General features: G+C 59.6%; 28 protein-coding genes and 1 tRNA gene. 15 read left to right on the top strand and 14 right to left on the bottom strand.

The window, feature by feature from the left end:
* Positions 1-18: 18 nt before the first annotated feature.
* The gene (locus tag AACZ26_RS04485; protein ID WP_339619446.1) at positions 19-516 is read right to left on the bottom strand and encodes an HNH endonuclease; all 498 of its coding nucleotides are present in this window, start codon (positions 514-516) and stop codon (positions 19-21) included.
* A gap of 334 nt (positions 517-850) precedes the next feature.
* On the bottom strand, positions 851-1,552 hold the full coding sequence (locus tag AACZ26_RS04480; RefSeq protein ID WP_339619445.1) for a metal-dependent transcriptional regulator: 702 nt from the start codon (positions 1,550-1,552) through the stop codon (positions 851-853).
* A 40-nt stretch (positions 1,553-1,592) separates the two neighbouring features.
* On the opposite strand from AACZ26_RS04480, the gene serC reads away from it, so the two are divergent.
* Together serC and AACZ26_RS04470 are read left to right on the top strand one after the other, a co-directional pair.
* Complete coding sequence (serC, locus tag AACZ26_RS04475) at positions 1,593-2,705, top strand: phosphoserine transaminase (protein ID WP_339619444.1); 1,113 nt, start codon at positions 1,593-1,595, stop codon at positions 2,703-2,705.
* Positions 2,706-2,714: 9 nt separating this feature from the next.
* Entirely contained in the window at positions 2,715-2,960 is a 246-nt protein-coding gene (locus AACZ26_RS04470) for a DUF2530 domain-containing protein (RefSeq protein ID WP_339619443.1), read from the top strand.
* Here AACZ26_RS04470 and AACZ26_RS04465 read toward each other — a convergent pair.
* Both AACZ26_RS04465 and AACZ26_RS04460 read right to left on the bottom strand, forming a co-directional pair.
* A complete protein-coding gene (locus AACZ26_RS04465; RefSeq protein ID WP_339619442.1) occupies positions 2,957-3,625 on the bottom strand; it encodes a DUF3027 domain-containing protein in 669 nt (222 codons plus the stop codon). The two genes, AACZ26_RS04470 and AACZ26_RS04465, sit on opposite strands and share 4 nt — an antisense overlap.
* Positions 3,618-4,001, bottom strand: a complete 384-nt coding sequence (locus AACZ26_RS04460; protein ID WP_339619441.1) for a cold shock domain-containing protein — start codon at positions 3,999-4,001, stop codon at positions 3,618-3,620. The genes AACZ26_RS04465 and AACZ26_RS04460 overlap by 8 nt, the downstream gene beginning before the upstream one ends.
* 64 nt (positions 4,002-4,065) lie before the next feature.
* Here AACZ26_RS04460 and AACZ26_RS04455 point away from each other — a divergent pair, with 64 nt between their 5' ends.
* The 9 genes from AACZ26_RS04455 to AACZ26_RS04415 all read left to right on the top strand — a co-directional run bounded on the left by AACZ26_RS04455 (position 4,066) and on the right by AACZ26_RS04415 (position 12,942).
* On the top strand, positions 4,066-4,332 hold the full coding sequence (locus tag AACZ26_RS04455) for a hypothetical protein (RefSeq protein WP_339619440.1): 267 nt from the start codon (positions 4,066-4,068) through the stop codon (positions 4,330-4,332).
* On the top strand, positions 4,319-6,175 hold the full coding sequence (locus tag AACZ26_RS04450; RefSeq protein WP_339619439.1) for a helicase-associated domain-containing protein: 1,857 nt from the start codon (positions 4,319-4,321) through the stop codon (positions 6,173-6,175). The genes AACZ26_RS04455 and AACZ26_RS04450 overlap by 14 nt, the downstream gene beginning before the upstream one ends.
* A 24-nt stretch (positions 6,176-6,199) precedes the next feature.
* Positions 6,200-7,846 (top strand): DNA repair helicase XPB, encoded by a 1,647-nt coding sequence (locus tag AACZ26_RS04445; RefSeq protein ID WP_339619438.1) that lies wholly within the window; start codon positions 6,200-6,202, stop codon positions 7,844-7,846.
* A 126-nt stretch (positions 7,847-7,972) separates the two neighbouring features.
* Positions 7,973-8,332, top strand: coding sequence for a GntR family transcriptional regulator (locus AACZ26_RS04440; RefSeq protein ID WP_339619436.1), 360 nt, complete (start codon positions 7,973-7,975; stop codon positions 8,330-8,332).
* A complete protein-coding gene (locus AACZ26_RS04435) occupies positions 8,329-9,267 on the top strand; it encodes an ABC transporter ATP-binding protein (protein WP_339619434.1) in 939 nt (312 codons plus the stop codon). Before AACZ26_RS04440 ends, AACZ26_RS04435 begins: the two co-directional genes overlap by 4 nt.
* Positions 9,264-9,974, top strand: a complete 711-nt coding sequence (locus AACZ26_RS04430; RefSeq protein ID WP_339619433.1) for a hypothetical protein — start codon at positions 9,264-9,266, stop codon at positions 9,972-9,974. Before AACZ26_RS04435 ends, AACZ26_RS04430 begins: the two co-directional genes overlap by 4 nt.
* 130 nt (positions 9,975-10,104) lie before the next feature.
* The gene (locus AACZ26_RS04425; RefSeq protein ID WP_100388384.1) at positions 10,105-10,797 is read left to right on the top strand and encodes a response regulator transcription factor; all 693 of its coding nucleotides are present in this window, start codon (positions 10,105-10,107) and stop codon (positions 10,795-10,797) included.
* A 93-nt stretch (positions 10,798-10,890) separates the two neighbouring features.
* Positions 10,891-12,612 (top strand): HAMP domain-containing sensor histidine kinase, encoded by a 1,722-nt coding sequence (locus AACZ26_RS04420; RefSeq protein ID WP_339619431.1) that lies wholly within the window; start codon positions 10,891-10,893, stop codon positions 12,610-12,612.
* Between the two features lie 39 nt (positions 12,613-12,651).
* A complete protein-coding gene (locus AACZ26_RS04415) occupies positions 12,652-12,942 on the top strand; it encodes a WXG100 family type VII secretion target (RefSeq protein WP_339619429.1) in 291 nt (96 codons plus the stop codon).
* Positions 12,943-13,071: 129 nt separating this feature from the next.
* Here the strand turns inward: AACZ26_RS04415 and groL are convergent, their stop codons facing one another.
* The 3 genes from groL to AACZ26_RS04400 form a co-directional block, all read right to left on the bottom strand.
* Positions 13,072-14,700 (bottom strand): chaperonin GroEL, encoded by a 1,629-nt coding sequence (groL, locus tag AACZ26_RS04410; protein WP_339619428.1) that lies wholly within the window; start codon positions 14,698-14,700, stop codon positions 13,072-13,074.
* A gap of 288 nt (positions 14,701-14,988) precedes the next feature.
* On the bottom strand, positions 14,989-15,585 hold the full coding sequence (locus tag AACZ26_RS04405; protein WP_339619427.1) for a LytR C-terminal domain-containing protein: 597 nt from the start codon (positions 15,583-15,585) through the stop codon (positions 14,989-14,991).
* Between the two features lie 3 nt (positions 15,586-15,588).
* Positions 15,589-15,885 (bottom strand): DUF3263 domain-containing protein, encoded by a 297-nt coding sequence (locus tag AACZ26_RS04400; RefSeq protein WP_339619425.1) that lies wholly within the window; start codon positions 15,883-15,885, stop codon positions 15,589-15,591.
* A gap of 134 nt (positions 15,886-16,019) precedes the next feature.
* On the opposite strand from AACZ26_RS04400, the gene AACZ26_RS04395 reads away from it, so the two are divergent.
* Positions 16,020-17,126 carry an ABC transporter substrate-binding protein gene (locus tag AACZ26_RS04395; protein ID WP_339619423.1) on the top strand — a complete coding sequence of 369 codons (1,107 nt, stop codon included), beginning with the start codon at positions 16,020-16,022 and terminating at the stop codon, positions 17,124-17,126.
* Positions 17,127-17,136: 10 nt separating this feature from the next.
* Here the strand turns inward: AACZ26_RS04395 and AACZ26_RS04390 are convergent, their stop codons facing one another.
* Positions 17,137-18,039: an HtaA domain-containing protein gene (locus AACZ26_RS04390; protein ID WP_339619422.1), complete on the bottom strand. Its 903-nt coding sequence runs from the start codon at positions 18,037-18,039 to the stop codon at positions 17,137-17,139.
* On the bottom strand, positions 18,039-18,497 hold the full coding sequence (locus AACZ26_RS04385) for a GNAT family N-acetyltransferase (protein WP_339619421.1): 459 nt from the start codon (positions 18,495-18,497) through the stop codon (positions 18,039-18,041). Before AACZ26_RS04385 ends, AACZ26_RS04390 begins: the two co-directional genes overlap by 1 nt.
* A 53-nt stretch (positions 18,498-18,550) precedes the next feature.
* Here AACZ26_RS04385 and msrB point away from each other — a divergent pair, with 53 nt between their 5' ends.
* Positions 18,551-18,949, top strand: coding sequence for a peptide-methionine (R)-S-oxide reductase MsrB (gene msrB / locus AACZ26_RS04380; protein ID WP_339619420.1), 399 nt, complete (start codon positions 18,551-18,553; stop codon positions 18,947-18,949).
* Here the strand turns inward: msrB and AACZ26_RS04375 are convergent.
* Positions 18,946-19,917, bottom strand: a complete 972-nt coding sequence (locus tag AACZ26_RS04375; RefSeq protein ID WP_339619419.1) for a DMT family transporter — start codon at positions 19,915-19,917, stop codon at positions 18,946-18,948. The genes msrB and AACZ26_RS04375 overlap by 4 nt on opposite strands.
* A 36-nt stretch (positions 19,918-19,953) precedes the next feature.
* On the opposite strand from AACZ26_RS04375, the gene AACZ26_RS04370 reads away from it, so the two are divergent.
* A tRNA-Thr gene (locus tag AACZ26_RS04370) sits at positions 19,954-20,027 on the top strand.
* A 97-nt stretch (positions 20,028-20,124) separates the two neighbouring features.
* On the opposite strand, the gene AACZ26_RS04365 is transcribed toward AACZ26_RS04370, so the two are convergent.
* Positions 20,125-21,165, bottom strand: a complete 1,041-nt coding sequence (locus AACZ26_RS04365) for a zinc-binding dehydrogenase (RefSeq protein ID WP_339619417.1) — start codon at positions 21,163-21,165, stop codon at positions 20,125-20,127.
* 83 nt (positions 21,166-21,248) lie between these two features.
* Between AACZ26_RS04365 and AACZ26_RS04360 the strand changes: the two genes are divergently transcribed.
* Positions 21,249-21,890, top strand: a complete 642-nt coding sequence (locus tag AACZ26_RS04360) for a YdeI/OmpD-associated family protein (protein ID WP_339619414.1) — start codon at positions 21,249-21,251, stop codon at positions 21,888-21,890.
* Between the two features lie 70 nt (positions 21,891-21,960).
* Here AACZ26_RS04360 and AACZ26_RS04355 read toward each other — a convergent pair whose 3' ends face one another.
* The 3 genes from AACZ26_RS04355 to AACZ26_RS04345 are packed head-to-tail and all read right to left on the bottom strand — an operon-like array spanning position 21,961 to position 25,447.
* Positions 21,961-23,538 carry an alpha-amylase family glycosyl hydrolase gene (locus AACZ26_RS04355; protein ID WP_339619412.1) on the bottom strand — a complete coding sequence of 526 codons (1,578 nt, stop codon included), beginning with the start codon at positions 23,536-23,538 and terminating at the stop codon, positions 21,961-21,963.
* On the bottom strand, positions 23,535-24,437 hold the full coding sequence (locus AACZ26_RS04350; protein WP_339619410.1) for a carbohydrate ABC transporter permease: 903 nt from the start codon (positions 24,435-24,437) through the stop codon (positions 23,535-23,537). Before AACZ26_RS04350 ends, AACZ26_RS04355 begins: the two co-directional genes overlap by 4 nt.
* Positions 24,437-25,447: a sugar ABC transporter permease gene (locus AACZ26_RS04345; protein WP_339619408.1), complete on the bottom strand. Its 1,011-nt coding sequence runs from the start codon at positions 25,445-25,447 to the stop codon at positions 24,437-24,439. The genes AACZ26_RS04350 and AACZ26_RS04345 overlap by 1 nt, the downstream gene beginning before the upstream one ends.
* Positions 25,448-25,501 lie beyond the last annotated feature (54 nt).

Raw genomic sequence — 25,501 nt, 5'->3', positions numbered from 1 at the left:
ATCACAACAGCATAACAGTTATGCGGCTGGTGCCAAGTATTCTTCCCAATCTGGGAGTGACCTTTCAATTCCCCTGACAATCCATGCACTTGTGCGAGGCGGTCGAGGCTTGATAAGCAGCCGCCAGTTCATTTCTGCCGGAGTGCGATTGCTCTTGATGTTGTTGCACTTCAAGCAGCACGCCACCAAGTTCTCCCACGAATCTTCTCCCCCGCGCGAGCGAGGTATCACGTGGTCGATCGTGTTTGCGGCACCGCCGCAATAGCCGCAGCGGTTGCCATCGCGCCGCAAGACACCTCGACGAGAAACGGGCAATCTGCGCGTCGACGGAATGCGAACATAATTCCGCAGAATGATGACCGAGGGGCGATCCCACGATCCGGTCGAGCCCCAAACCGGATGCTCTGAATCGGCCGCGACAATCGTCGCTTTCTGATTCATCACGAGCACAATCGCTCGTTTAAAGGACACGACCGCGAGCGGCTCATAGCCGGCGTTCAGTACCAGTGTGCGCATTGTCATCCTCTCGAAAGCGCCTGCACGGCTTGCAGGCAATCGACTTTCTTGAGGCTCAGCGAATGGGAGGCAGAAAACAAAAAGGCACCGTCGTAAGACGATGCCTAGTGATTCAGCGCGCTAAAACTGCCGCGCACAGTACTGCTGTGTCGTATGTAGAAGTGGGCACGCGCATCCACGGTTTGGATGCTGCACCTACCTAACATGCGATTCTCCGGTTCATTCGTGAACTCCAAGGGCTACAGGCTAACCCAATTTTGCGGACAGTCAGCGCGCGGGCGCGCCCAATCGAATGACGAGACGGTTACGTCTCGGTAAACACAGAATGCAGAAACTATGCGGTGGGCTTCTCAACGAAAATGTGCACGGCTACCTCGTTCGGCAGTTCAAGTCCCTCGCCGAATCCCTCAACGGTGACGGCAACATAAGAGTCGGCCGCCGCGAAAGTAGCGGACTTGCCTGGCATCACGCCGGCACTAAAGAGCTGCTGAAGTAGTTCAGGCTCAAATTGCACGGGCTCGCCGAGTCGGCGGATAAGACCGACGACTGGGGCACTCTTCTCTGCCACAAGGTCAACAATGTTGATCATTCCAGCACTAAACGAAGGAGCAGCAACGCCCCCTAGTTCTTCGAGCCCGGGGATGGGGTTGCCGTACGGCGACTCGGTGGGGTGATCAAGCATCTCAATAAGCTTGCGCTCAACCTGTTCGCTCATGACGTGCTCCCACCGGCACGCTTCGTCATGAACGAGCGCCCAATCGAGGCCAATAACGTCGGCAAGCAGTCGCTCAGCAAGGCGGTGCTTACGCATCACTTGCGTGGCGCGGCGGCGACCCTCTTCAGTAAATTCGAGGTGGCGGTCGCCTTCAACGACGACTAAGCCGTCACGTTCCATGCGGCCGATAGTTTGTGAAACGGTCGGCCCAGAGTGGCCGAGACGTTCGGAGATGCGAGCCCGCAGGGGCACGATGTTCTCTTCTTCGAGGTCAAGAATCGTGCGCAGGTACATCTCGGTGGTGTCAACGAGATCGGTCATGAAACAAGACTAGCCCGAACTGGCCAATAGAATCGGACGTATGGCAAGCCTGACGATTCCCAGCGACCTCCTTCCCGCCGACGGACGATTCGGATGCGGCCCTTCCAAAGTGCGCCAAGAACAGATCGACCACCTCGCGTCTGCGTCGCGCACCATCCTTGGCACCTCACACCGCCAAGCACCGGTTCGCGACCTTGTAGGCCGCGTGCGCACTGGTCTCGGAGAGCTTTTTCAGGCCCCTGAGGGCTACGAAGTCATTATGGGCAATGGCGGCTCAACCGCGTTTTGGGATGCCGCAGCCTTCGCCCTCATCGAGCGACGCAGCGCCCACCTTTCCTTTGGAGAGTTCGGTTCCAAGTTCGCGAAAGCTGCCGCGGCACCCCACCTTGAATCGCCCCATGTCGTTTCCGCCCCGGGCGGGTCGTTCGCCGAACTCGACAACATCAGCGGCGCCGACGTCTTCGCGTACCCGCACAATGAGACCTCCACGGGCGTCATGGCTCCGGTTCGCCGCTTCAACGACACGAACGTACTGACGGTTGTTGACGCCACGAGCGCAGCCGGCGGCATCCAGTTCGATGCCGCCCAGGCCGACGTGTACTACTTCGCCCCACAAAAGAACTTTGCCTCGGATGGTGGATTGTGGTTCGCCCTCTTCTCGCCCGCGGCCATCGAGCGTGTAGAGCGCATCGCTGCTTCGGGCCGCTACATCCCCGAGTTCCTCTCGCTCAAAAATGCGATCGACAACTCGCGCCTCAACCAGACCCTCAACACTCCCGCACTAAGCACGCTACTGCTGCTCGAAAGTCAGATCGGCTGGATCAACAGCAACGGTGGGCTCGAGTGGGCGGATGCCCGCACGCGCGAATCGTCGTCAGTTCTCTACGACTGGGCTGCCGCAAGCGACATCGCAACTCCATTCGTCACCAACCCGGATCACCGCTCGCAGGTTGTCGTCACGGTTGATTTTGATGACGCCATCGACGCCGCAGCAATCGCAAAGACCCTCCGCGCCAATGGCATTGTCGACACTGACCCGTACCGCAAGCTCGGCCGTAACCAGCTTCGTGTTGCAACATTCGTCGCTATTGAACCGGATGACGTACGCAAGTTGGTCTCATCGATCGACTACGTAGTCGCCAATACCCACTAGCCTGAAACCGTGCGTATCTGGCTGAAAGACTCGGAGCGCCGGCCCGACCCTGAGCCGGTGAAGACCGACGACCGCAAAGCCATGCTTGTCGGCATGGTCTTATGGATAGTCGGCCTCGCCATGTTGTTGCTCTTTATCGAGCCGCTCAATGCAGCAGGCAACCTGTGGTGGCTCTGGACTGCTGTTGCCGGCCTTGTGCTCGGCCTCATCGGGCTGATCTACACGCAGGTCAGACGCCGAAAGCAGTCTCGCTAGTCGTCTTCGTCTGACTCGTCGAGGTCGTCGACGCTCACACCTTCGTGGTCGCCACCGCGGAAGGCGCCGGTGTCGTAGTCGTCGTCTGGCTCATCGTCGTCGGAGTCGCCGTCAAGGTCGTCATCATCGTCGTCGTCGTCTTCGTCCTCGTCGATGTCGTCGTCGTCGATGTCGTCGTCATCTTCGTCATCATCCGACTCGTCGTCTGATGCGTCGATATCTACACCGTCGAGATCTCCGCCATGCAGAACGGCGGAGCCGAACGCGTCGTCGTCTTCGTCGTCGTCGTCCTCATCGTCTTCGAGGTCGTCGTCATCATCGGCAGCTTCATCAGCGGTGGCGTTTTCGGCATCCGCAGCTTCAGCGGCCGCTTGGGCAGCTTTATATTCAGCGAGTCGTTCTGACCACGGCACCCAGTCGGGTGAGAGCAGCGCGCCTTCGGCCGGCATGAGCTCGGCTTCAAGAATCGTGGGCTCTTCGCCCTCGACGTGGGCAACACTTACCGTCCAGTTCCAGCCCGGGTAGCCCGGCAGAGCCGATGCGAAAAGCACCGAAACGATGCCATCACCCTCGACCTGCTCACCAACGAGCGCGCCAATCGCCGCGTCGGTGGTGATCTCGAGAAGTGCTCCCCGAGCAAGCTTTTCGTACTGGCTATTAGGCATCGAGTTCGTCAGCGACCTTTCGCAGCATTGAAGCAATTTTGGCGCCGTGCGCCTTGTCAGGGTAACGCCCCCGCTTGAGTCCAGAGCCGATGCCGTCCATGAGCTTGACGAGATCTTCAATGATCACGGCCATGTCATCGGCAGGCTTGCGGTTGATCTTGGCCATGCTTGCAGGAGCATCCATGACTCGAACAGAGAGGGCCTGTGCGCCCTTCTTACCGTCAGCGATACCAAACTCAAGGCGAGTACCCGCCTTGACCCCTGTCGTGCCCGCAGGCAGCGCTGAGGCGTGCAAGAAGACCTCTTGGCCTTCATCGCTCATGATGAAGCCAAAACCCTTCTCGTCGTCGTAAAACTTAACCTTGCCGGTAGGCATGGGCATGCTCCTTTGTAATCGTGACTCAAGCTTAGAACGTAAACGGGCGCGTATCCTTGTCTCTGTGACAAATCACTCAACTGAACGCGACCTTCGTATCGAGCGTGTGCTCGCCTACCTCGTCGCCTTCTCGATCGCACTCGCCGTGCTTAGCTTCATTGCCGTAGTCGTAGCTACTGCACTGGGCCAAACCGAATTCGATAACGGTGTATGGCCCGCTGTGATAACTATGCCTCAAATTGCCTTGCCTTTGGGAGTGGTGTTCATCATCACTCTTGTGGTGCTGAATGGGCGCCGCCGCCAACGTGAGTACAGGAATGGCCACAATTAGCGATGCTGCTCTGCTGCTCGCTGCGCAATTACGCGCATTAGACGACAGTCACCTTCTTGAGTTGTTGCGTTCACGTGTGGTGCGCGCCAACTCTGTCAGCGATTTTTTTGATCTCGCGGATGCCCTGCAGCAAACCACTTCGATTGAACGCGTGTTGCGCACGCTCGACCGTCCCACCTTGGCCACTCTTGCCGTAGTGGCGGACACGGCCTCGCTCACTGCGAACGAGGTTGCGGCTAACCTCGCACACTTCGGCACGGATGAGATCGCCGTTCAACGACGACTTGACCGTCTCGTTGCCCTTGCGCTTCTGATTCACCGTGGCGGGCGTTACAGCGCTCCCGACGGTGTGACCGACCACCTTGCAGGGTGGCCGTTCGACGATCTGCCGACGACGGGCGAGCTTCTCGACACTCCCGCCCCCTCGACTCTCACCTCAGTTGAACCGTCCCAGCGCGAGAGCACCGACAGTATCGCTGCCGAGAATGCGTTCTCGACAACGAATGAAGTGACTGAGCTCATCACTCAGCTCCGTTCCAGCCCCGTGCGCGACTTGGCCCGTGGCGGAGTTTCGTTGCCCGACTCCAAGCGGTTGGCGGTAGCCATGTCCGTTCCGCTCGACAAGATCGCCGGTCTCGTTGATATTGCGGAGCGCGCCGGCCTCATCGCCACGACGAAGGCTCAGTGGATGCCCACGCCTGACGCCGCTCAGTGGATGTCGCTCGGCGCGGCTGAACGCTGGGTGCACCTCGCCGAGGCCTGGCATCAGGGCGTGCCCGACAACATCCGCACGATTCTCGCTGACCGCGTGCAGAGTTTCTGGGGCAGCGGCGTCGAAGAGTATGTGCGCTGGCTGTTCCCCGCCGGTGTCGACGCCATGCTGGAACGATTCCGGCGCTATGCCCGAGATGCTCGCCTACTGGGGGTGACAGCCGAACAGCTGCCCAGCAGCGCAGGTATCGCCCTCCTCACTCGAACGCCGGCCGAAGCGGCCGCTGTCATGGCTGAACTTTTTCCGCGCGAAGTGCATCAGGTCTATGTTCAGCCCGACCTGACCGTTATTTCGCCTGGTCCGTTGGCACCACAATTGGATGCCCGACTGCGCGTGATTGCTGACGTAGAGACCCGCGCCCTGGCATCCACGTATCGCATTTCACGGTCGAGCCTGCATCACGCTATGACTCTCGGTGAAACCCTTGAGGGCATGCGCAGTTTCTTGGCCGAGATTTCGCTGACCGGTGTTCCACAGCCTGTTGAGTACTTGCTCAGCGAAGCGGCCGCGCGCCACGGTCTGGTGCGAGTCGGCGTGCATGGCACGAGCGGAAGCTACGTTTCTTCACCCGATTCTGTAATGCTGCAGTCGATTGCCCTCGACCCCAACTTCGGTCCGTTCGGGTTGAAACGCGATGGTGCCCAGCTCGTCTCCCGTTTCGGCGTTGAACAACTGTTGTGGGCGCTCAGCGATGCACGCTACCCCGTTGCCGCAGAAGATTCTGAAGGCACGATACTGTCGCTTCGCCGCGAGCAAGTGAGTTCCCCCGCGCCAGAAGAAGCCCACGATGCTGCTCCAGAACAGCTACTGACGAAGCTGCGCAATGGTCAGGCCGGAGGCACTGGCGACGAGGACCAGGCTTGGCTTTCACGGCAGATCGAGGTCGCTATCCGCAACAAACTTTTGCTGCGCGTCACCGTGAGAATGCCTGATAAGCGCGAAGTTCAGTACACGCTCGAACCGTCGAGTGTTGCCGCTGGCCGGATGCGCGGACTCGACCGTGCGGCCGATATTGAGCGAACGCTGCCGCTCACGAGCATCCTCGAGGTGGAAGCAACCACCGATCACTAAGCAACCGCGCGTAAGGTAGGTCGGATGAACGCAGCACCCGACGGACCCCTGATCGTGCAGTCTGACCGCACGGTGCTACTCGAGGTCGCCCACCCGCTTGCGGAAGACGCACGCCACGACTTGGCAGTCTTCGCTGAGCTCGAGCGTGCCCCGGAACACATCCACACTTACCGCATTACGCGGCTCGGCTTGTGGAATGCGCGAGCGGCTGGCCACGATGCTTCCGCAATGCTGGCGACGCTCGAGAAGTATTCGAAGTTCCCGATTCCGCAGAGCGTCAGCGTCGATATCGCGGAGACTGTCGGCCGCTATGGTCGCCTCGTCATCGACCGCGACGACGACGGCGCGCTCACCCTCACCGCTACCGATCCTGCTGTTTTGCGAGAGATCACTCGGGCAAAGAAGGTCGCGAGCCTGCTTTTCGAACGCCGCGGCGACCACACTTTTGTAGTTCAGGCTTGGGCTCGAGGTCAGCTAAAGCAAGAACTCTTGAAGCTGGGTTGGCCCGCCGAAGACAACGCAGGTTATACCCCGGGTACTCCGCATGAGATTGCTCTGGATGCCTCGGGCTGGGACCTGCGGGAGTACCAGCAACACGCCATCGACAACTTTTTCGACCACGGTTCAGGCGTTGTCGTTCTCCCCTGTGGCGCCGGAAAAACCCTTGTGGGCTTGGGCGCGATGGCGCAAAGCAAGACCACCACCCTGATTTTGGTGACTAATACGGTTTCTGCTCGACAGTGGCGTGCCGAAATTTTGAAGCGCACCACGCTCACCGAAGACGAGGTCGGTGAGTACTCGGGGCAGACCAAGGAGATCTTGCCGGTCACGATTGCGACCTACCAAATCCTCACAGCGAAGCGTAAAGGCGAATACGCTCACTTGGCTTTGCTGGATGCTCTCGACTGGGGCCTCGTCGTCTATGACGAGGTTCACTTGCTGCCCGCCCCTGTCTTTAAGTTGACCGCCGATCTGCAAGCGCGTCGACGTCTCGGCTTGACGGCAACTTTGGTGCGGGAAGACGGTCGAGAGGGAGACGTGTTCTCGCTCATTGGCCCCAAGCGCTTTGACGCACCGTGGAAGGAGATTGAGGCCCAAGGGTTCATTTCTCCCGCACGTTGCTTCGAGGTTCGAGTCGACCTGCCCGAAAGCGACCGACTCGAGTACGCGGCATCCGCCGATGATGAGCGATATCGTCTCGCCGCGGCCGCGCCGGCCAAGATAAAGGTCGTGAAGTCGTTGGTTGCGAAGCATGAGGGTGAACGCATCCTCGTCATCGGGCAGTATCTCGACCAAATCGACACGCTCGCTACTCAATTGGATGCCCCACAGCTGACAGGTTCTACGCCCGTTGCCGAGCGAGAACGCCTCTACCAAGAGTTCCGCGAAGGAATCACCAAGGTTCTGGTGGTTTCGAAGGTCGCGAATTTCTCGATCGATCTGCCTGAAGCGACCGTCGCCATCCAGGTCAGCGGCTCGTTTGGTTCGCGTCAAGAGGAAGCCCAGCGCCTCGGTCGGTTGCTGCGCCCCAAGGAGAGCGGTCTCCCCGCCAACTTCTATACGTTGGTTGCACGAGACACCGTTGATCAAGATTTCGCGCAAAACCGTCAGCGTTTCTTGGCTGAGCAGGGCTACAGCTACACGATTCTGGATGCCGCAGATCTCACGTAGGTCACGTGCCAACGCGCCTGTTGACGGCTGTTTACGGTCGAACATGCGCGTGTTTTGGCGAGCCTGTTGACAAACCTTCAGTCGCCACCTAGGTTCTATAGTTAACTATAGAACCTAGGTGGTGAAATGCTCTCCGGAATTGGCCCCATATTTCTCCAACTCGCCCAGCGGGTTGAAGAGGACATTATCAACGGCACCTTCGCTGAAGAGAGCATCGTCCCGTCAACCAACGAATACGCGGTTTTTTACCACATAAGCCCCATCACGATCTCGAAGGGCATCAACCTTCTCGTCGATCGAGGAGTGCTCTACAAGAAGCGCGGAATTGGAATGTTCGTGGCGCCAGGCGCCCGCGAACAATTGAGGGCGGAACGCAAGAAAGCGTTCCGCGAGCAGCACCTCAGCTCGTTACTCCAGGAAGCTCAACTTCTCGGAATCGATCGAGACGAACTTGCCGACATGATCAGACAGAAAGATGTCCCATGAACACCACTTCACTCTCCACTCCCGCCATCGAGGTCCACCGGGTCACCCGAAATTTTGGATCAGTGGCCGCCCTTCACGACGTCAGCTTTTCCGTGCCTCAGAACTCCATCGTGGGGCTGCTAGGGCGCAACGGTGCTGGCAAAACCACGATCATGTCGATCCTCTCCGGACAAGACCGACCCTCACAGGGGCACGTCACCGTGTTAGGTCATGCACCGTTCGAACACGCACCAACGTTGACTCGCATAATCAACGTTCGGGACAATCAGCGATATCCAGACGACTATCGCCTGCACCACGTATTGCGGATCGCCCCAGATTTCGCCCCTCATTGGAACGCGGATGTCGCAGCAGAATTAGTCGACGCGTTCCAGATTCCGGCCAAAACTGCGCTAAAGAAACTCTCTCGCGGCCAACTCTCCTCGATCGCGATTGTGCTCGGGCTCGCCTCTCGCGCACCGATCACCCTCCTTGATGAGCCCTACCTCGGGCTAGACGTCGCGGCGCGAGCACTTTTCCACCGTGTGCTTCTCCGTGACTACGGCGAACATCCTCGAACCGTTGTGCTCTCCACGCACCTCATTGACGAATCCGCTTCCTTATTCGACAGAGTCCTCATCATGAATAAAGGGCGCATCGTGGTAGACGATGAGACCGACAATGCGACTGCACGCGCATTTACCGTGAGCGGCGCCACGAGAGCTGTCGAGGCTGTGCTGGTCAACCATCCGGTTCTGGAATCGCACACGATAGGGGCGCTGACAGCAGCCACGGCCGCTGGTGAAGTCAATGAAGCGCTGCGCGAACACGCCGCCGAGCGCGGAGTTCACATCGGCCAACCGACACTGCAAGAACTCGCTTCTGCCCTCGGGGGAGAGAACGCCCTTGCCTACACCGGGAACGCCGTCGAAAAGAAAGAAGCTGAGCGAGCATGAGTAACGTCGCGTCGACTACAAAACTCCACCTCAATAAGCGCGAGATGACATTTGTTGTCCCCCTCTACATCACCGCGATGGTCGCGCTGGTATCTATATTGATTTCGCTACTATTCTGGCGATCGGGTAGCCTTCCTGGCACTGAAGGGTGGATTCAGGGTTCGCAAAATAACCCCGGAATGGCCTACGCGTTACCCGGATTCCTCGTCTATCTGGGAGTGCAATCCATTGCCACAACGTTCCCCTTCGCCCTCACTCTCGGTTCAACCCGCCGATCATTCGTCGCCGGAACGCTTGCGTGGGCTGTCGTCACCTCGGCATACATGACCGTTGCGTTTGCACTCTTGACCGCTCTTGAGCTTGCAACCAATCATTGGTTCGTTGGTTTCTATATCTTCGACATCCATGTTCTGGGTGCGGGAAATTTCGCTCTCCTGCTGCCCATTGTGTTTCTCTCAACGCTCTCTCTGCTCACCATCGGTGGGGTCTTCGGAGCAGCCTGGCTCCGATTCGGATCACGCGGACCAATATTCTTAGGCACTGGCGTAGCGATCCTGATCATCGTGGCGCTCATCATCGCTATGCCGTCAGCTGTTGAGATTGCGGCTGCCTTCGAGCTCTGGTGGCTCGCGATCGTCGCGTTCGCAGCGATCGCAGCATCGTCCATCGGCAGTTGGCTGCTTCTGCGCACCGCGACCGTGCGATAAGTGAACGGCAGGAGATCGTTCAGTCTCGAAAGCAACACTGTTGCCGCCCACGTTGTTTGTGAAATTTGAGGATTCGCGACACGCCTACGCTTGTCAGCCAGCATTCAGGAAACATGCAGATACTTGGTTCATGGCTGACGGACCCAAGATTCTGATTGTTGACGACGAACCCAACATTCGCGACCTGCTCACCACGAGCCTGCGCTTCGCAGGATTCGCGGTGCGTGCGGTAGGAAGCGGGGCACAGACCATCTCGGCAGTTCTTGAAGAAGAACCCGACCTGATCATCCTCGACGTAATGTTGCCCGACATGAACGGATTCGGGGTGACAAAGCGCCTCCGAGCGTCTGGCTACACCTCCCCCATCCTCTTCTTGACGGCGAAAGACGACACCGAAGACAAGATCATGGGCCTCACCGTCGGCGGCGACGACTACGTGACGAAGCCGTTCAGCCTCGACGAAATTGTTGCCCGCATCAAGGCGATTCTTCGCCGCACGATGCAGGATGACGAAGAGACGATCATCCGCGCCGGTGACCTCACGATGGATCAGGACACTCACGAAGTATCGATCGGCAGCGAACAGATTGAACTCAGCCCCACCGAGTTCAAGCTTCTCCGCTACCTCATGCTTAACCCCAACCGCGTGCTCTCGAAGGCTCAAATCCTCGATCACGTCTGGGAGTACGACTTCAACGGCGATGCCGGCATCGTAGAGAGCTACATTTCTTACCTCCGCCGCAAGCTCGACCAGCACACGGAAGAGCCAATCATCCAGACCAAGCGCGGATTCGGCTACATGCTTAAGGCCGCAAAACCGTAACCACCTGAGATGGCCAGTTTGACCCCACCGCGGTGACGTTGAACTGGCCATACTTGTTCCCGATTCCCAGCCACGCAAGGTACCGTTCAGATCATGCAGGAGAACATCCCCGACGCGTGGAGCCGCATCTCGCTTCGCACGAAGGTCACCGGAGTCACGGTGCTTCTGCTGACCATGGGGCTCCTCGTCGCTGGCGTTGGCACAGCCGCCGTGCTGCGCGATTACCTCCTGCAGCAGACCGACGAGAAAATTAGTGCCGCGGCCGACGATCTCGACGGCCGCATCCAATACACGGGCACTACGCGGGATCCCCAGTGCAGTGTTTCTCGACTGCCCAACGACCTCTATTTCGCCGTTCTCAACCACGACGGCACGATGCGCTGCAACAGCCGCGAAGAGGATGCCGCACGCCCCGTTCTCGACGGCATCACGCTCACGGTAGCGAGCGCCCAAACAAGCGAGTTCACTCTTCCCAGCACCTCCATCGGAGGCCAGTGGCGGGTCGTGGCCTACCCTGCGCTCAGCACGATAGGACCCGACTTCGTCACGATCGTCATCGCGCGAGATCTCGGCGATTCCAATGCCATCGTTGCTCGCTACGCCGCAATCTTCCTATTCTTTGGCCTCACTGTCGTGATCGTGGGCGGTGCGCTCACTCGCTTGCTCGTGACCTCAACGTTTGCGCCCCTTCGCGAAGTGGAAGCCACCGCAGCTCGCTTCGCTGACGGAGACTTCGACCAACGGTTGTCTGTCTCCACCCCCAATACCGAAGTCGGGCGTCTCAACCGTTCTCTCAACTCGATGCTGGGTCGAATCGATCGCGCCTTCGCCGATCGCGCGCGCACTATTGATCAAATGCGCCGCTTCGTCGGTGATGCGAGTCACGAGCTCCGCACGCCGCTCGTGACTGTGCGTGGCTACGCTGAGCTTTACCGCATGGGCGCCATCACCAAGCCAGACGATGTCGCTCAGGCAATGGAGCGCATCGAAAAAGAAGCCATTCGTATGGGCGGATTGGTCGAAGACCTGCTTGAGCTGGCACGCATCGACGAAACCAAGCCTCTGCAACTCGCCGAAGTCGATCTTTTGCCACTCGCGAATGATGCCGCGATGGATGCTCGTGCCTCCACGGGCCGCGTCGTCACCGTCATCAACACCCACCCTCGGATCGAGTCAGCTGCGTTCGTCGCGCCTCAGCTGAACGAGGATGAAGACACCGACACCAAGGTCATCACCCTTCCCGAAAGCTCGCAGTCGGCATCCAACACGCCATCCCGTGGCGTCGCGGCGCTCGCCACCGGCCCGATCGCCGCTGCGGGGGCTCGACTTTCACGCTTGGCGTCACGCAAGAAAGCTGCCGCTGTTGCCAAGGCCGCGGCCCGCATTACGCAAACCGTCGCCCCCGTACCTCAAGACCTCAACGCCGTTGTAATGGCTGAAGAGAACAAGATTCGTCAGGTACTCACCAACTTGGTGACGAATGCATTGCGCTTCACCACCGACACTCCTGTCGAGATCGGTGTCGGCGTTGACCATGACCGCCAGGTCGCTGTGCTGTCGGTCATCGACCATGGTGAAGGCATCCCTGAGCAGATCCGCAACAAGGTCTTCGAGCGCTTCTGGCGCGCTGATAGTTCACGAAACCGCGACACTGGCGGCAGCGGCCTGGGGCTCGCGATCGTGGCAGCTATCGTCAGCGCCCACAAGGGCACCGTGCAGGCGCTTGAGACCCCTGGCGGGGGCGCGACCTTCCGCGTTGAGCTTCCCCTCCTCCCCAGCCAGCCTGTTGAGGCTGAAGGCACCGAGGTCGAATAACCTCTGATTCGGCTATTCGCCAGGATCTACCGTCGAGTTATGACTCGATACCAAGTAGATAGCGAAGCCGTTCTCAGCGCGACCGGAGCGGTTCAGAACTCAATTAGTCGCATTCAAGCCGAGGTGGCAGGGCTTCACGGCCAGCTCACGAACCTACAGGGGTCGTGGACGGGTCAAGCGGCAGCAGCCTTCTCTACGGTCGTTACCGACTGGAAGGCGACTCAGCAGCGGGTTGAAGAGAACCTTGCCGCCATTAATTCAGCGCTCAGTCAAGCAGGGCAGCAGTACGCAGAAATCGAAGCCGCAAACGCGCGGCTCTTCTCTCGCTAGGGCCAGAACATCGCTCCTGCCGCACGGCGGGGTCGCGCACCGAAGCACGACGTTAACGCAAGAATGGGCGCCTCCCGAAGGAGACGCCCATTCTGTGTTCAGCGGTAACGCTGTGTGAAGCGGTGAGACTTAGAAGTCCATGCCACCCGACGGGTCACCCATCGGTGCAGGGTTCTTCTCAGGCTTGTCAGCAACAACGGCTTCAGTCGTGAGGAAGAGTCCTGCGATCGACGATGCGTTGAGCAGCGCCGAGCGGGTTACCTTGACCGGGTCGTTGATTCCCGCAGCGAGCATGTCGACGTATTCACCGGTCGCTGCGTTGAGGCCGTGGCCAACCGTGAGGTGGCGAACCTTGTCAGCAACAACACCAGGCTCGAGACCGGCGTTGAGCGCGATCTGCTTGAGTGGTGCGTCGATGGCAACGCGAACGATGTTTGCACCGGTCGCTTCGTCACCAACGAGGTCAGCCATTGCCTGGCTGTCGAAGGCAATCTTGCCGGCCTGAATTAGGGCGACGCCACCACCGGCGACGATTCCCTCTTCAACAGCAGCCTTTGCGTTGCGGACTGCGTCCTCGATGCGGTGCTTGCGCTCCTTGAGTTCAACCTCAGTTGCTGCACCAGCCTTGATTACCGCAACACCACCGGCGAGCTTTGCGAGGCGCTCCTGGAGCTTCTCACGGTCGTAGTCGCTGTCGGTGTTGTCGATCTCGGCGCGGATCTGCTTGACGCGACCTGCGATCGCCTCTTCGTCACCCGCACCTTCGATGATCGTGGTCTCGTCCTTGGTGATAACGACCTTGCGGGCGCGACCGAGGAGTTCGAGGGTGGCGTTTTCGAGCTTGAGGCCGACCTCTTCGGAGATGACCTGTCCACCGGTGAGGATGGCGATGTCAGCGAGCTGAGCCTTGCGACGGTCTCCAAAGCCAGGAGCCTTGACGGCAACCGACTTGAAGATGCCACGGATCTTGTTCACAACGAGAGTTGCAAGAGCTTCTCCGTCGACGTCTTCGGCAATGATGAGAAGCTGCTTGCCGCTCTGGATTACCTTGTCAACGATGGGCAGGAGATCCTTGATGTTCGAGATCTTGCCATTGACGATGAGAACGTAAGGGTCTTCGAAGACTGCTTCTTGACGCTCTTGGTCTGTGACGAAGTATGCCGACAAGAATCCCTTGTCGAAGCGCATACCTTCGGTGAGCTCCAGCTCGGTGCCGAACGTGTTCGACTCCTCAACGGTGACTACACCTTCCTTGCCGACCTTGTCGATAGCTTCGGCGATAAGTGCGCCGATCTCGGGGTCACCAGCAGAGATGGATGCCGTAGCCGCGATCTCTTCCTTGGTTTCGATCTCCTTGGCGCTAGCAACCAGTGCCTCGATGACCGAGTTGGTTGCCTTTTCGATTCCACGCTTGAGGCTGATGGGGTCTGCACCGGCAGCAACGTTGCGGAGGCCTTCGCGAACGAGAGCCTGAGCGAGAACAACAGAAGTGGTCGTACCGTCTCCGGCTACGTCATCCGTCTTCTTCGCTACCTCTTTGACGAGCTCTGCGCCGATCTTCTCGAACGGGTCGTCGAGTTCGATCTCCTTGGCGATGGACACACCGTCGTTCGTGATGGTGGGGGCGCCCCACTTCTTTTCAAGAACTACGTTGCGGCCACGTGGGCCGAGGGTGACCTTTACGGCGTCGGCGAGAGTGTTCAGGCCGCGCTCGAGGCCGCGACGGGCCTCTTCGTTGAAAGCAATGATCTTTGCCATGTGTGTTTCTCGTCCCTCCCGGACGTCGTACAAGCGAATAAGTTGGCACTCGAACTGTGCGAGTGCCAAGGTCAAAATTAGCACTCGATAGGGGCGAGTGCAAGACAGCTCAGCGCACTCGACAGGGGCGAGCGCAAGACAGCGCGGCGCAGTTTGACTGGCTGGGTGTGCACGCTACGAGCGCGTTGGTTTGCGTGTGGGCTCGCGGCTGAGTTGCGTGCTGCTGCGAGTTTCGTTTGCCGCTGCTTTGTGTGCCCCGTGGCGCGCTACTTATCGCAGGGTGGCGCGCTATTCGGTGGGTTCTTCGGTGGTCTCTGTTGCGGGGGCGAGGTAGTCAGTTCCGATGACTATGGTGATTTGGGCGCCGGGGAAGACGTCGGCTTCGACGAGGCGAATTTCTCCGTGGCCGAGGGTGAGTGCTAGTCCGGCGGCTATGTCTTCGTCGGCTGCGTTGCTGTAGTAGATATAGGTGTCTTCGATGTCTCGCGCTGAGGCGGGGGCGGCGCTGCCGGTTGGCCAGCCTGCGGCTTTGAGTTCGTCGAGGACAGTGGTTTGGAGTCCACTTTCGGGGGTGCCGTTGAGCACGTCGATGGTGATTGCACGTTCCGGGTCGATGGTGGTGGGGTCGGTGACCGGGGCGACTGTTTCGACGGGTTCGGGGGTGACGATGGGTTCTTCGGGGGTGGCGAAGAAGGGGATGCCGAGGTCGTCGTCGAGGTATTGGCTGAGTCCAAAGAGGCCACCAAAGACGAGGATTCCGGTGGCGAGCAGTGCCCAGGCGAGGCCGATCCAGCCGCGCCCGCGTCGCTTGGGGCCGCGGTGGGCGCCAATCCGTTCGACGTCGTCGGGAAGTTCGTCGAATCTATCTTTCGGGTAACTCGCCATTGCTTAGTTTGTCGATTCTTCGTCGTGGAGGCTGGTGGTGGTGCGCACGGCGCGCTTGCGATTGTCTCGAGTGCGGCGCAGTCGCGAGACCAACATGGGGTCGTAGCGTACGGCGGCGGCGGTGTCGATTACTGCGTTAAGCATTTGATAATAGCGCGCGCTGGAGACCTGAAACTGGGAGCTGATTGCTTCTTCTTTTGCTCCGACGTGACGAGTCCACTGTCGTTCGAAGTCAAGGATGGCGCTGTCGCGTTCGGACAGACCTGTAGTGGGGTGCGATGCGGTTTCGTTTTCTGACATGGCTATACCTCCACTGTGGAGATAAGCCTAGGGCGTGGGCATTGGGTAGCTGCCGAGCGACTCGGCTTCTGAGCCCGATTTGCGGCGGTCGAGGTTAGGATTGCCTTAGTACCCGCCTTCTCTGATTGGTTTTCATGCGCACTCGATTCATCACTGCTGCTGTGGTGTTGTCTGGCGTTGCGTTTGCGGCGAGTGGATGCTCGTCGTCAAGCGTCGCGGAGTCTTCGGCGGTCACTGTCACGGCTGATCTTTCCTCTCCCCTGTCTGCGTTGACGGTATTGGATGATGTGAAGGACTACAGCGGGTTGGTGCGGGCTGCGCTTCCGACATCCGGAATTGTGGCTCCGGATGCTGCGCCCGTGCAGTCGTTGCCTGTCACGGTGCAGTCGCACGATTTGTCTGGCGATGTTCCGGTGACGGTGTCGTCAACGGATCGTGTTATTGCCATGGATATTTCGGGGTCGATTGCGGCGACTGTTGCAGGGCTGGGTTTGGTTGAGTCGTTGGTGGCTCGGGATATTTCGACAACGTTTGATGAGGCATCCGATTTGCCGGTGATTACGTCGAACGCTCACACGGTCAATAGCGAAGCCATTTTGGCGTTGCGCCCTGATCTGGTGCTGACAGATGGGTCGATCGGCCCGATTGATGTGGTTGTGCAGTTGCGTGATGCTGGCATCCCGGTGGTCTTTGTTGACACTGAACCGTCGGTGGCTGGGGTCGCGGAGTTGGCGCGCCAGACGGCGGCGGCGCTGGGTGCACCGGCTGCTGGCGACGCTCTTGGAGCCAAGTTGAGTGCCGAGATTGACGCGAAGGTCGCTGAGATTGCTGAGATTGTTCCCTCGGGCGAACGCTTGCGGATGATGTTTCTCTATTTGAGGGGCACGTCTGGCGTCTATTACTTGTTCGGCCAGGAGTCGGGTTCTGATGTGTTGATCAGCGCTTTGGGCGGCGTGGATGTTGCGGCCGAGATCGGCCTCGAGGGCATGCGTCCGATGACGGATGAGGCTATGGTCGCGGCGAATCCCGATCTTATTTTGGTGATGACGGGTGGCCTTGAGAGCGTCGGCGGGGTGAGCGGTTTACTCGAAGCGCGCCCCGCGGTCGCATTGACCGAGGCGGGCAAGAATCAGCGTTTTGTGGAGATGGATGACGGAGAGATTTTGAGCTTTGGTCCCCGCACTGTGACGGTGCTGGATGCTCTCGCTCGGGCCATCTACGCGCCAATGTCAGGCTCGTAGTCCGCTGCGATTACTTGTCGCTGCTGTCTGACGTGGGGAAATTGTTGCCTGAGCTACCACCGTCGGTCGAGTCTGCTGCGCCATTCCCGGGTGTGTTTTTGGTGCCGCGGAGACGTGAGGTGCCTCGACGGCGACTGACGTAGAACACGACTCCAATACCCCAGACGAGCGCGATCACTGAAGCCATCACGACGAGATTGCGGGAGAGCACCGGGTTACGCACGCGTGGTTCGGGCATGCATTCTGGAGTCGCGCTAAAACTGACGGTTATGGGATCAAGTTCTTCGCCGGCGGGGTAGGTTCCGAACGCATCGGATCCGGCCTCGGTAAGGGTGACGGGTGCGCCTTCGAGAAGCGCTGTGCCGTCGTCGACGGTGATGGCAGAGACATCGATCGTGGCGAAATCGACACCCGCGGCATCCACGGGGAGTCCTTCTTGAGTGGTGCCTGAAACGTCAAAGACGATCGTTGCGGTTGTGCTGGCATCAAAAACTATCTCGAGGCCGTTGAGGGTCGTGTCGAGGATGCCATCATGCCCAGTGAATCGAAGTGTTCCGTCGAACGCGAGAGCACCTTCACCGGCATCGAGTTTGCCGGAGCCTGCCGTCCAGCCAAAGTTTGGGGTCTCGTAGGTGGCACCGTCGCCCACCGTCCATTCGCCGTTCGCGATCGTGCCACTGATGTACGACCGAAGTGACTCTTTGACGCCCCAAGTGATTGCCGCATCCGTTACATCACAGATCGCGGAATCGGCGGCGAGAGTGCCCTCGGCGGGAGCGACCTGGGCGGGAGCGGAACGCGCGCCCGCGGCATCCGGAACCGCGGCAGTGCTCGTCATCGGCGTCAGCGCGATGGCAACAGCGGTGATGATGAGCGCGGCGGGGCCGAGCAAGCAGACGTTGAGGCGACGCATTACTGAGCGGGGCGGTACATCGATTGGTGCATGATGGTGGCCTCTTCATAGAGGTCGCCGAATGCTTCGAATCCGAATTTTGTGTAGAGCGGCACAATGTACTGCTGGGCGTGCAACATCATCGCTTGGTCGCTGTAGTCGTCGACAATGCGCTTCATGATGATCTGGGCGAGGCCCTCACCGCGGCGGTCTTCACGCACAACTACACGGCCGATGACGCAATGACCGTCAAGATATTCGGCGGTTTCGTTGTGAAGAACTCGCACATAAGCCGCGACGCCGTGGTTGTCAGCGATCCAGTAGTGTCGGGTGGCCGCTTCTTGATCGCGGTCGTCGAGTTCAGTTTCGTCGACTTTTTGCTCAACAAAAAATACGTCTGTGCGCAGTTTCATGATCGAGTAGAGCTCGGTTGTTGTTAATTCGCCCCAAGACTTGGCGATCACGGAATCAATAGACACAACTGCGAGTTTAATGTACTGGGCAGCGCACGCTGACGATTAAGGAGACCACTATGACGTACAAGGTGAATAAAACAGAAGAAGAGTGGCGCGAAGAACTCGGCCTGAAGTACTCGGTTCTGCGTGAAGCAGGCACCGATCGCCCGTGGTCTGGAGCCCTTCTCGACGAAAAGCGTGCCGGCACTTACCGTTGCGGCGCCTGCAGCGCTGAGCTTTTCAAGAGCGACACCAAGTTCGATTCTGGTTCGGGATGGCCCAGCTTTTATGAAGCGATCAACCCGGATGCTGTTGAACTGCGCGAAGACCGCTCACTCGGAATGGTGCGCACCGAAGTTGTCTGTGCAACCTGTGGCTCGCACTTGGGTCACCTCTTTGATGATGCCCACCAGACGCCAACCGGTGATCGTTTTTGCTTGAACTCGACGTCGTTGGAGTTCGACGAGGAGAATTAGTTCTTCGACAGTTTCTTGGGCGGTCGCTGACTCGCTAGTGAGGCGATCGCTACGGCGATGAGGGTGAGCACCACACCGATTACGGTGGTTGGTGCCACCCCTTCGCTGTCTGTAGGCAAGAAAATTTCGAGCGCGAGCGCGCCGATGAGCTGGCCAGAGATTGACGCGAGAGCAAAGAAGAGCACACCCGTGATCGGCACGAGCACAGCGGCCACTGCGATGAAGACCACCCCAATCGCTCCCCCAATGTACAGCGTGGGATCGGTCGGGAACTCGTGCTGCCATCCTCCGGCAAAACCATAAGCGACGGCCGCAACCGCGAGCACCGAGGTGCCGACAACGAAGTTGACGAAGGTTGCGGTGAGAGGCGACCGGGTCACATGACGCACGTGACCGTTGATGGCTTGTTGCCATCCGATGCCGAAGCCCGCCGCTAGTGGCAAAAATACGAGCAAGAACGGGCCGTCGAGGCGCAGATCTGCTAGTCCAGAGAAAATAACGGCCCCAACGGCGAGTGCGGATGCCGCGACCCGGAGTGCTGTGACGGGTCGCTTCTGAAGGCTGCCGATTCCGACGCGGTCGATAACCGCGGAACTAATCGTCTGGCTCGCGACGACCGCAACGGTGAAGAGGGCCACCCCGAGAGCTGTCGCTGCGAGCCCCTGAGTGAGCACAAAGAATGCGCCGAAAGCGCCGCCCGTGAGGTACCACCACGGCAGCCGTTTGCTGCCGACTTCGGTGCGGAGCGAGCGCAAACCTCTGCGGGCGCTAGGCACAAATGGGACGATCGCAGCAAGGATCACGAGCCCCGATCCGAAAGAAATCAGCGCGGCAAGCGTGGAGTCGTGAAGTTCCACCGCGAGCTCGCCATTGACCCGACTTTGAGTCGCAACAAGGCCTCCAGCGAGCACAGCGGCAACAATTCCGGCGAGTGCGCGGCGACGACTTTGCGATTTGGTTGGAAGCATAGGTGTAGTCATGTCTAAAATAGGACGTTGGCCCAAGCCTCCTTAGCTCAGCTGGCTAGAGCACCGCTCTTGTAAAGCGGGGGTCGTCGGTTCGAATCCGACAGGAGGCCCAGCAAAGAATGTCGAAGGCCGTCGGGGTTACTTAAACCCTAACGGCCTTCGACATCGCTGTTTAACCAGCGCCTGTCGGAGGATGCCGTGCGGGTGTTACGTCGGGTCGACCATCACCTTGAGCGCGGTGCGCTCATCCATCGCGGTGTAGCCATCGGGGGTCTGCTCGAGCTTCACTGTCTGGTCGAAGACGAGGCCGGGGTTGACGGTTCCGTCGAGCACTGCGGGCAGCAGCTGCTCAATGTAAGCGCGAGCGGGCGCAACGCCACCGGTGAGGGTCACGTTCTTGCCGAAGAGGCTGCGGCGCCCGACAGGCGCATCCTCATACTGGGGAACACCTACACGACTGATCACACCGCCGGCACGAACGACCCCGAGGGCCTGCTCGTACGCGGGCATGAAGCCGACAGCTTCAAGAACCGCGTGGCTTCCCGTGCCGCCGGTGAGTTCGCGCACGTGAGCGATGCCTTCTTCGCCTCGCTCGGCTACGACATCCGTAGCTCCGAACGTGATGCCAAGGTCGGTGCGTGCCTTGTGACGCCCCATGAGGATGATGCGCTCGGCACCCATTTGCTTTGCGGAGAGCACAGCGAGGAGGCCGACAGCTCCGTCACCGATGACGGTGACGGTCTGGCCTGGCGCGACGCGTGCCTTGTAGGCCGCGTGCCACCCGGTGGCGTAGACGTCAGAGAGGGTGAGGAGTCCGGCGTACTGCGACTCGTCGACGGTGCCGGGAACCTTCACGAGGGTGCCGTCGGCGAAGGGCACGCGCACGGCTTCGGCCTGGCCGCCGGTGATTCCACCGTTGCCCCAATACCCACCGTGGATGCACGAGGTCTGCAGCCCTTCGAGGCAGAACTCGCAGGTTCCGTCGGAGTAGGCAAAGGGGGCGATGACGAAGTCGCCGACCTTGAGGGTGGCGACATCCTTACCCAGCTCTTCGACCACGCCGATGAATTCGTGGCCGATGGGGCGAGCATCCGCATCCGCTGGCATGGAATGGAACGGGTGCAGATCGCTGCCACACACGCACGCGCGGGTGATGCGAACGACCGCGTCAGTGCTCTCGATGAGCTTCGGGTCAGGGGCTGTGATGACGCGGACATCGCCGGCGCCGTAAATGTAAGTAGCTCGCATGACCCTATTCAACGCCTGTGTGACCCGGAGTGACGAATCAGTCTTTGTTCAGCGAGCAGGAGTAGTCGTCAGTGGATGATGCGATGCTTGAAAGCGACGCACTCCAGGAGGACTTCACCATGGCCAGCTTCGCCGACAAACCCATCCTCGACGTCACCATCGCCGAGTGGACGGACTACCTCGAGAACGAGCCGTCGCCCGAGGGAGTGCGCCTCAAGCTCCGTAAGAAACTGTCGAAGGCCCCCGGTATCACCTGGAGCGAAGCTCTCGACGTTGCCCTGTGCTTCGGATGGATCGACGGCCAAATGGCACGCCTCGACGACGACTACACGCTGCAAGCCTTCACCCCGCGCCGCAAGAACAGCCCTTGGTCACAAGTAAACCGCGACCACGTTGCTCGCCTCATCGAGGAGGGCCAGATGCGGCCAGGCGGCCTCGCCGAAGTCGAGCGCGCCAAGGCAGACGGACGCTGGGATGCCGCCTACAGCCAGAAGAACATGACGACTCCCCCAGACCTGCAGGCCGCCCTCGACGCAAACCCGGCCTCGGCAGAGTTTCACGCCAGCCTCACCCGCAGTGAGCGCTTTCAGATTTATGCGCGGCTCACCGGCATCAAGACGCCAGCCGTGCGCGCCGCCCGCATCCTGGATGTCGTGGAGAAGGGCGCGATCGGTGAGCACCACTATGCGCAGCCGACGCCCCCGGCCGCGGCCAAACAGCCGTAGCCGAATCCGACGGCACCAGCCAGGGTCGAGGATCGGCCAGAGCGGACGACGCAGCCGGAGCGGCTGTGGCTTACTCCGGCACCACCCAAGCGGCAGCATCTACCGGCAACACCCCATCCGCTACGGGCTCTGAGCTAATCACAACCTCACCAGCAGGCAGCCGCACGGAGGTTTCGCCCATCGCCACTACGACTCGAACGCCATCGCTACGCACCACCATGAGCCGGCCGTCAGCATCCAGCGTCCACTCAAGGGAAAACGAGTCGGCGGATGCCGCTGACTGCAGCAGACGGGCCCGCAGTTCAGTAGCGTTACGGAAGAGCGTGAGCATCGACCCCTCCGACTCGTCTTGTGAGTCGACGGCATACTCGCCCCACCCTTCGGGAGCCGGGAGCCATGGACTAACACCGTTCTCCGTAGAGAAACCGTAGGTTCCCGAAGCCTGCGTTGTCCAAGGCAGTGGAACGCGGGCACCATCCCGACTCACTCCACCGTTGAACCACATCGGGTCGGCGCGCTTTTCTACCGGAACATCTACTTCGGGCAAGCCGAGTTCCTGCCCCTGATAGACGTAGACGGTGCCGGGAAGGCCAAGCAGCGCAACGAGCGCAGCCCGGGCACGTTTACGACCACGGACGCCAGTGCCCAATCGTGTTGCAGCACGAACAATGTCGTGATTTTCGAGGGCCCAACTCGGAGCCGAGCCAACGGTGCGCCGAACGGTCTCCAACTGGCGCCCGACTGCCGACCACTCCGCTGCATCCCAGCCGAGCTTGGCGAAGGCGAAAGCAAACGTCTGATGCAGCTCGTCGGGACGCGTGTATCGTGCCGAACGCTCTGGTTCGAGATTAACCTCCCCGACGAGAAGTCGCGGCGGGTCGTATTCGTTCGCAATGCGACGCCACTCTCGATAAACGGCATGCACGGGCTCTTGATCCATAGCCAAGGGGTTTGAGCGCAGCCCATCAATCACCACCGGCACCGTCGGAGAATCGGGCAAACCCTCCGCCTTGAACAAACCGTGTGCGACATCGACTCGGATGCCGTCAACCCCTCGGTCCAACCAGAAGCGGATGACCCCGTGGAAGTACTCGGCGACGGCCGGATTGTGCCAATTCCAGTCAGGTTGTGCCGCAGAGAACAAGTGGAGGAACCACTGCGTATCGTCAGCGGACTCAGGGCATGCTCGGTGCCATGCTTGGCCGCCGAAGACACTAAGCCAGTTGTTCGGCGGAAGCTCTGAGTTATCTCCTCGGCCCTCGCGAAATACGAACATGTCCCGCTCCGGTGAACCCGGTCCGGCGGCGAGTGCTGCCTCGAAAAGAGGGTTCTCGGTCGAGGTGTGGTTCGGCACAATATCGACGAGGATCCGCATTCCCTTGTCGTGCGCGGCAGCGAGCAACTCATCGAAATCATTCAAGGTTCCAAAGAGCGGGTCTACATCGCAGTAGTCGCTGATGTCGTAGCCCTGATCTATCTGAGGCGATCGTTGAAAAGGCGTCAGCCAGAGCCCTTCAACGCCGAGCGATGCCAAGTAGGGAAGCCGATCGATGATTCCCCGAAGATCTCCGATGCCGTCGCCGTCGGCATCCGCAAAGGAACGCGGATAGACCTCGTAAATGACAGCGTTATCCCACCAGTCGCTCACTTGGTTGCCCCCGAGGTCAAGCCCTCAACAATGCGACGCTGAAAGAGGAGCACCACAATCATCAGCGGGATAGTGACGATCACGCCTGCCGCCATCTGTGCCCCAAATGGTGCCTGAAAGTCGCTCGCCCCAGTGAACTTGGAGATGGCAACTGTTGCTGTCTGAATCGCCGGGTCATTAGCCATCGAGAGCGCGATGATGAATTCATTCCAGCTGTGGATGAACGTCAGAATGGCCGTCGTGAAGACACCAGGCGCGGCGAGCGGTAGCAAGATTTTCGTGAAGGCTTGCCACTTGGTGCATCCGTCGATCATTGCGGCCTGCTCGAGATCGTTGGGCAGCTGCTTCATGAACGTCGTGAGGTTCCACACTGCGAGCGGAATCGCGAACGACAAGCTGGGCACAATCATCGCCTGATAGGTATTGATCCAGCCGATGTCCGTGAACAGTCGCAGCAGCGGAACAACAACGGCGATCCCCGGAAACATCGAGGTCGCAATGATGACGGCCAGAATGCCCGATTTGAAGCGGAACTTGAGCCGCGCAATTGCATAGGCCGCGAAAATGCCCAAAAGAAGCGCGAACACTGTCGTGATCCCCGCGACGATGAGGCTGTTCAGGAGTGAACGTCCGAAGTCATTCGACGAATCGAACACCTGCGCATAGCTCTCCAGTGACCACCTAGACGGCAGCAACGAGGTGTCAAAAATGTCATTGGTGGTGCGGAAACTCGAGACGAGCATCCAATAAAACGGGGCAAGGCAATACACTGCGACGATCGCGATACCCACCCAGCGGGTAACCATGCCGGCAAGACCCGTGGCCCGCTTGCGCCCGCTGCCCAGCCTGGCTCGTGCACCGCTAGCGGCAATTACTTCTCGTTCAGAGACGGTAGTCACTATCTCGTCTCCTTCTGCGCTTGAGAGATTTTTCTGCGGGACTGTTTTGTGGCTTTAGCGTCAGCGTCGCCAGCGACATCTGCGCCCAGCAGACGGATGAAAACGAAAGCAATGACGGCGACGTACACCAGAAGAATGATGGCGAAGGCGGACGCCGTGCCGTACTGCAATTGGTTCGACTCATCCCACGCCAAAATCGACAGCGTTTCCACCGAGCTCTTTCTCGGCCCGATGAGCACGAACGGGAGGTCAAACATCCGCAGCGAATCGAGCATGCGGAAGAGAACCGCTACGAGCAGCGCGGGACGCACGAGGGGAAGCGTGATCGAAACAAACTGTTTCCACGCGTTCGCACCATCCAACTTCGCAGCCTCATATACCTCTTCGGGAATGAGCTGCATTCCAGCCAGCACGAGCAGGCCAATAAACGGTGCGGTCTTCCACACTTCGGCGATCATGACCGCAGCTTGGGCCGCGAAGCCCTCCGCTGTCCACAAGATCTGAGTGTTGAGCAGATCGTTGGCAATTCCGTTTGATTGGAAAATCCAACGCCACAACAGACCGGAGACTGCGGTGGGGATAGCCCACGGAATAAGGATGGCAGCGCGCAGGAATGCCCGGCCCTTGAAGGCCCGGTTCATGGCCACCGCAAAGCCGACACCGATCACAGTTTCCAGCGAAACAGTGACAAACGTGAAGAAGGTGGTGTTCCACAGTGCGTTATAGAAGCGCCCCGATTCTGCTCCCGCGAAGATCTCGGCATAGTTGCCGAAGCCCACGAAGCTTTCGCCCTCCACCACGAATCCGTTCGCATCGAGGCCGGAGTTGGCGCTGAAAAGCGACTGATAAACAGCGGAGAGCAGCGGATACATGATCACGAGCGCGAGCACGATGAACGTGGGCGAGAGCAGCAGCGAGGCCATTCGGCCTTCACGCTGAATGCTGTCGTTGCTGCGTCGCGCAATGGGCTTGCGACTGCCAGTCGACGGAAGCGTCGTCGAAGAGGTCATAGCGAAACTTTCTGTAAAGTGCGATTCAGGGCGGTCGGCGCGTGCGCGACCGCC

Source organism: uncultured Salinibacterium sp. (assembly GCF_963974405.1).
Classification (GTDB): Bacteria; Actinomycetota; Actinomycetes; order Actinomycetales; family Microbacteriaceae; genus Rhodoglobus.
This window is presented reverse-complemented; position numbering and strand designations above follow the sequence as displayed.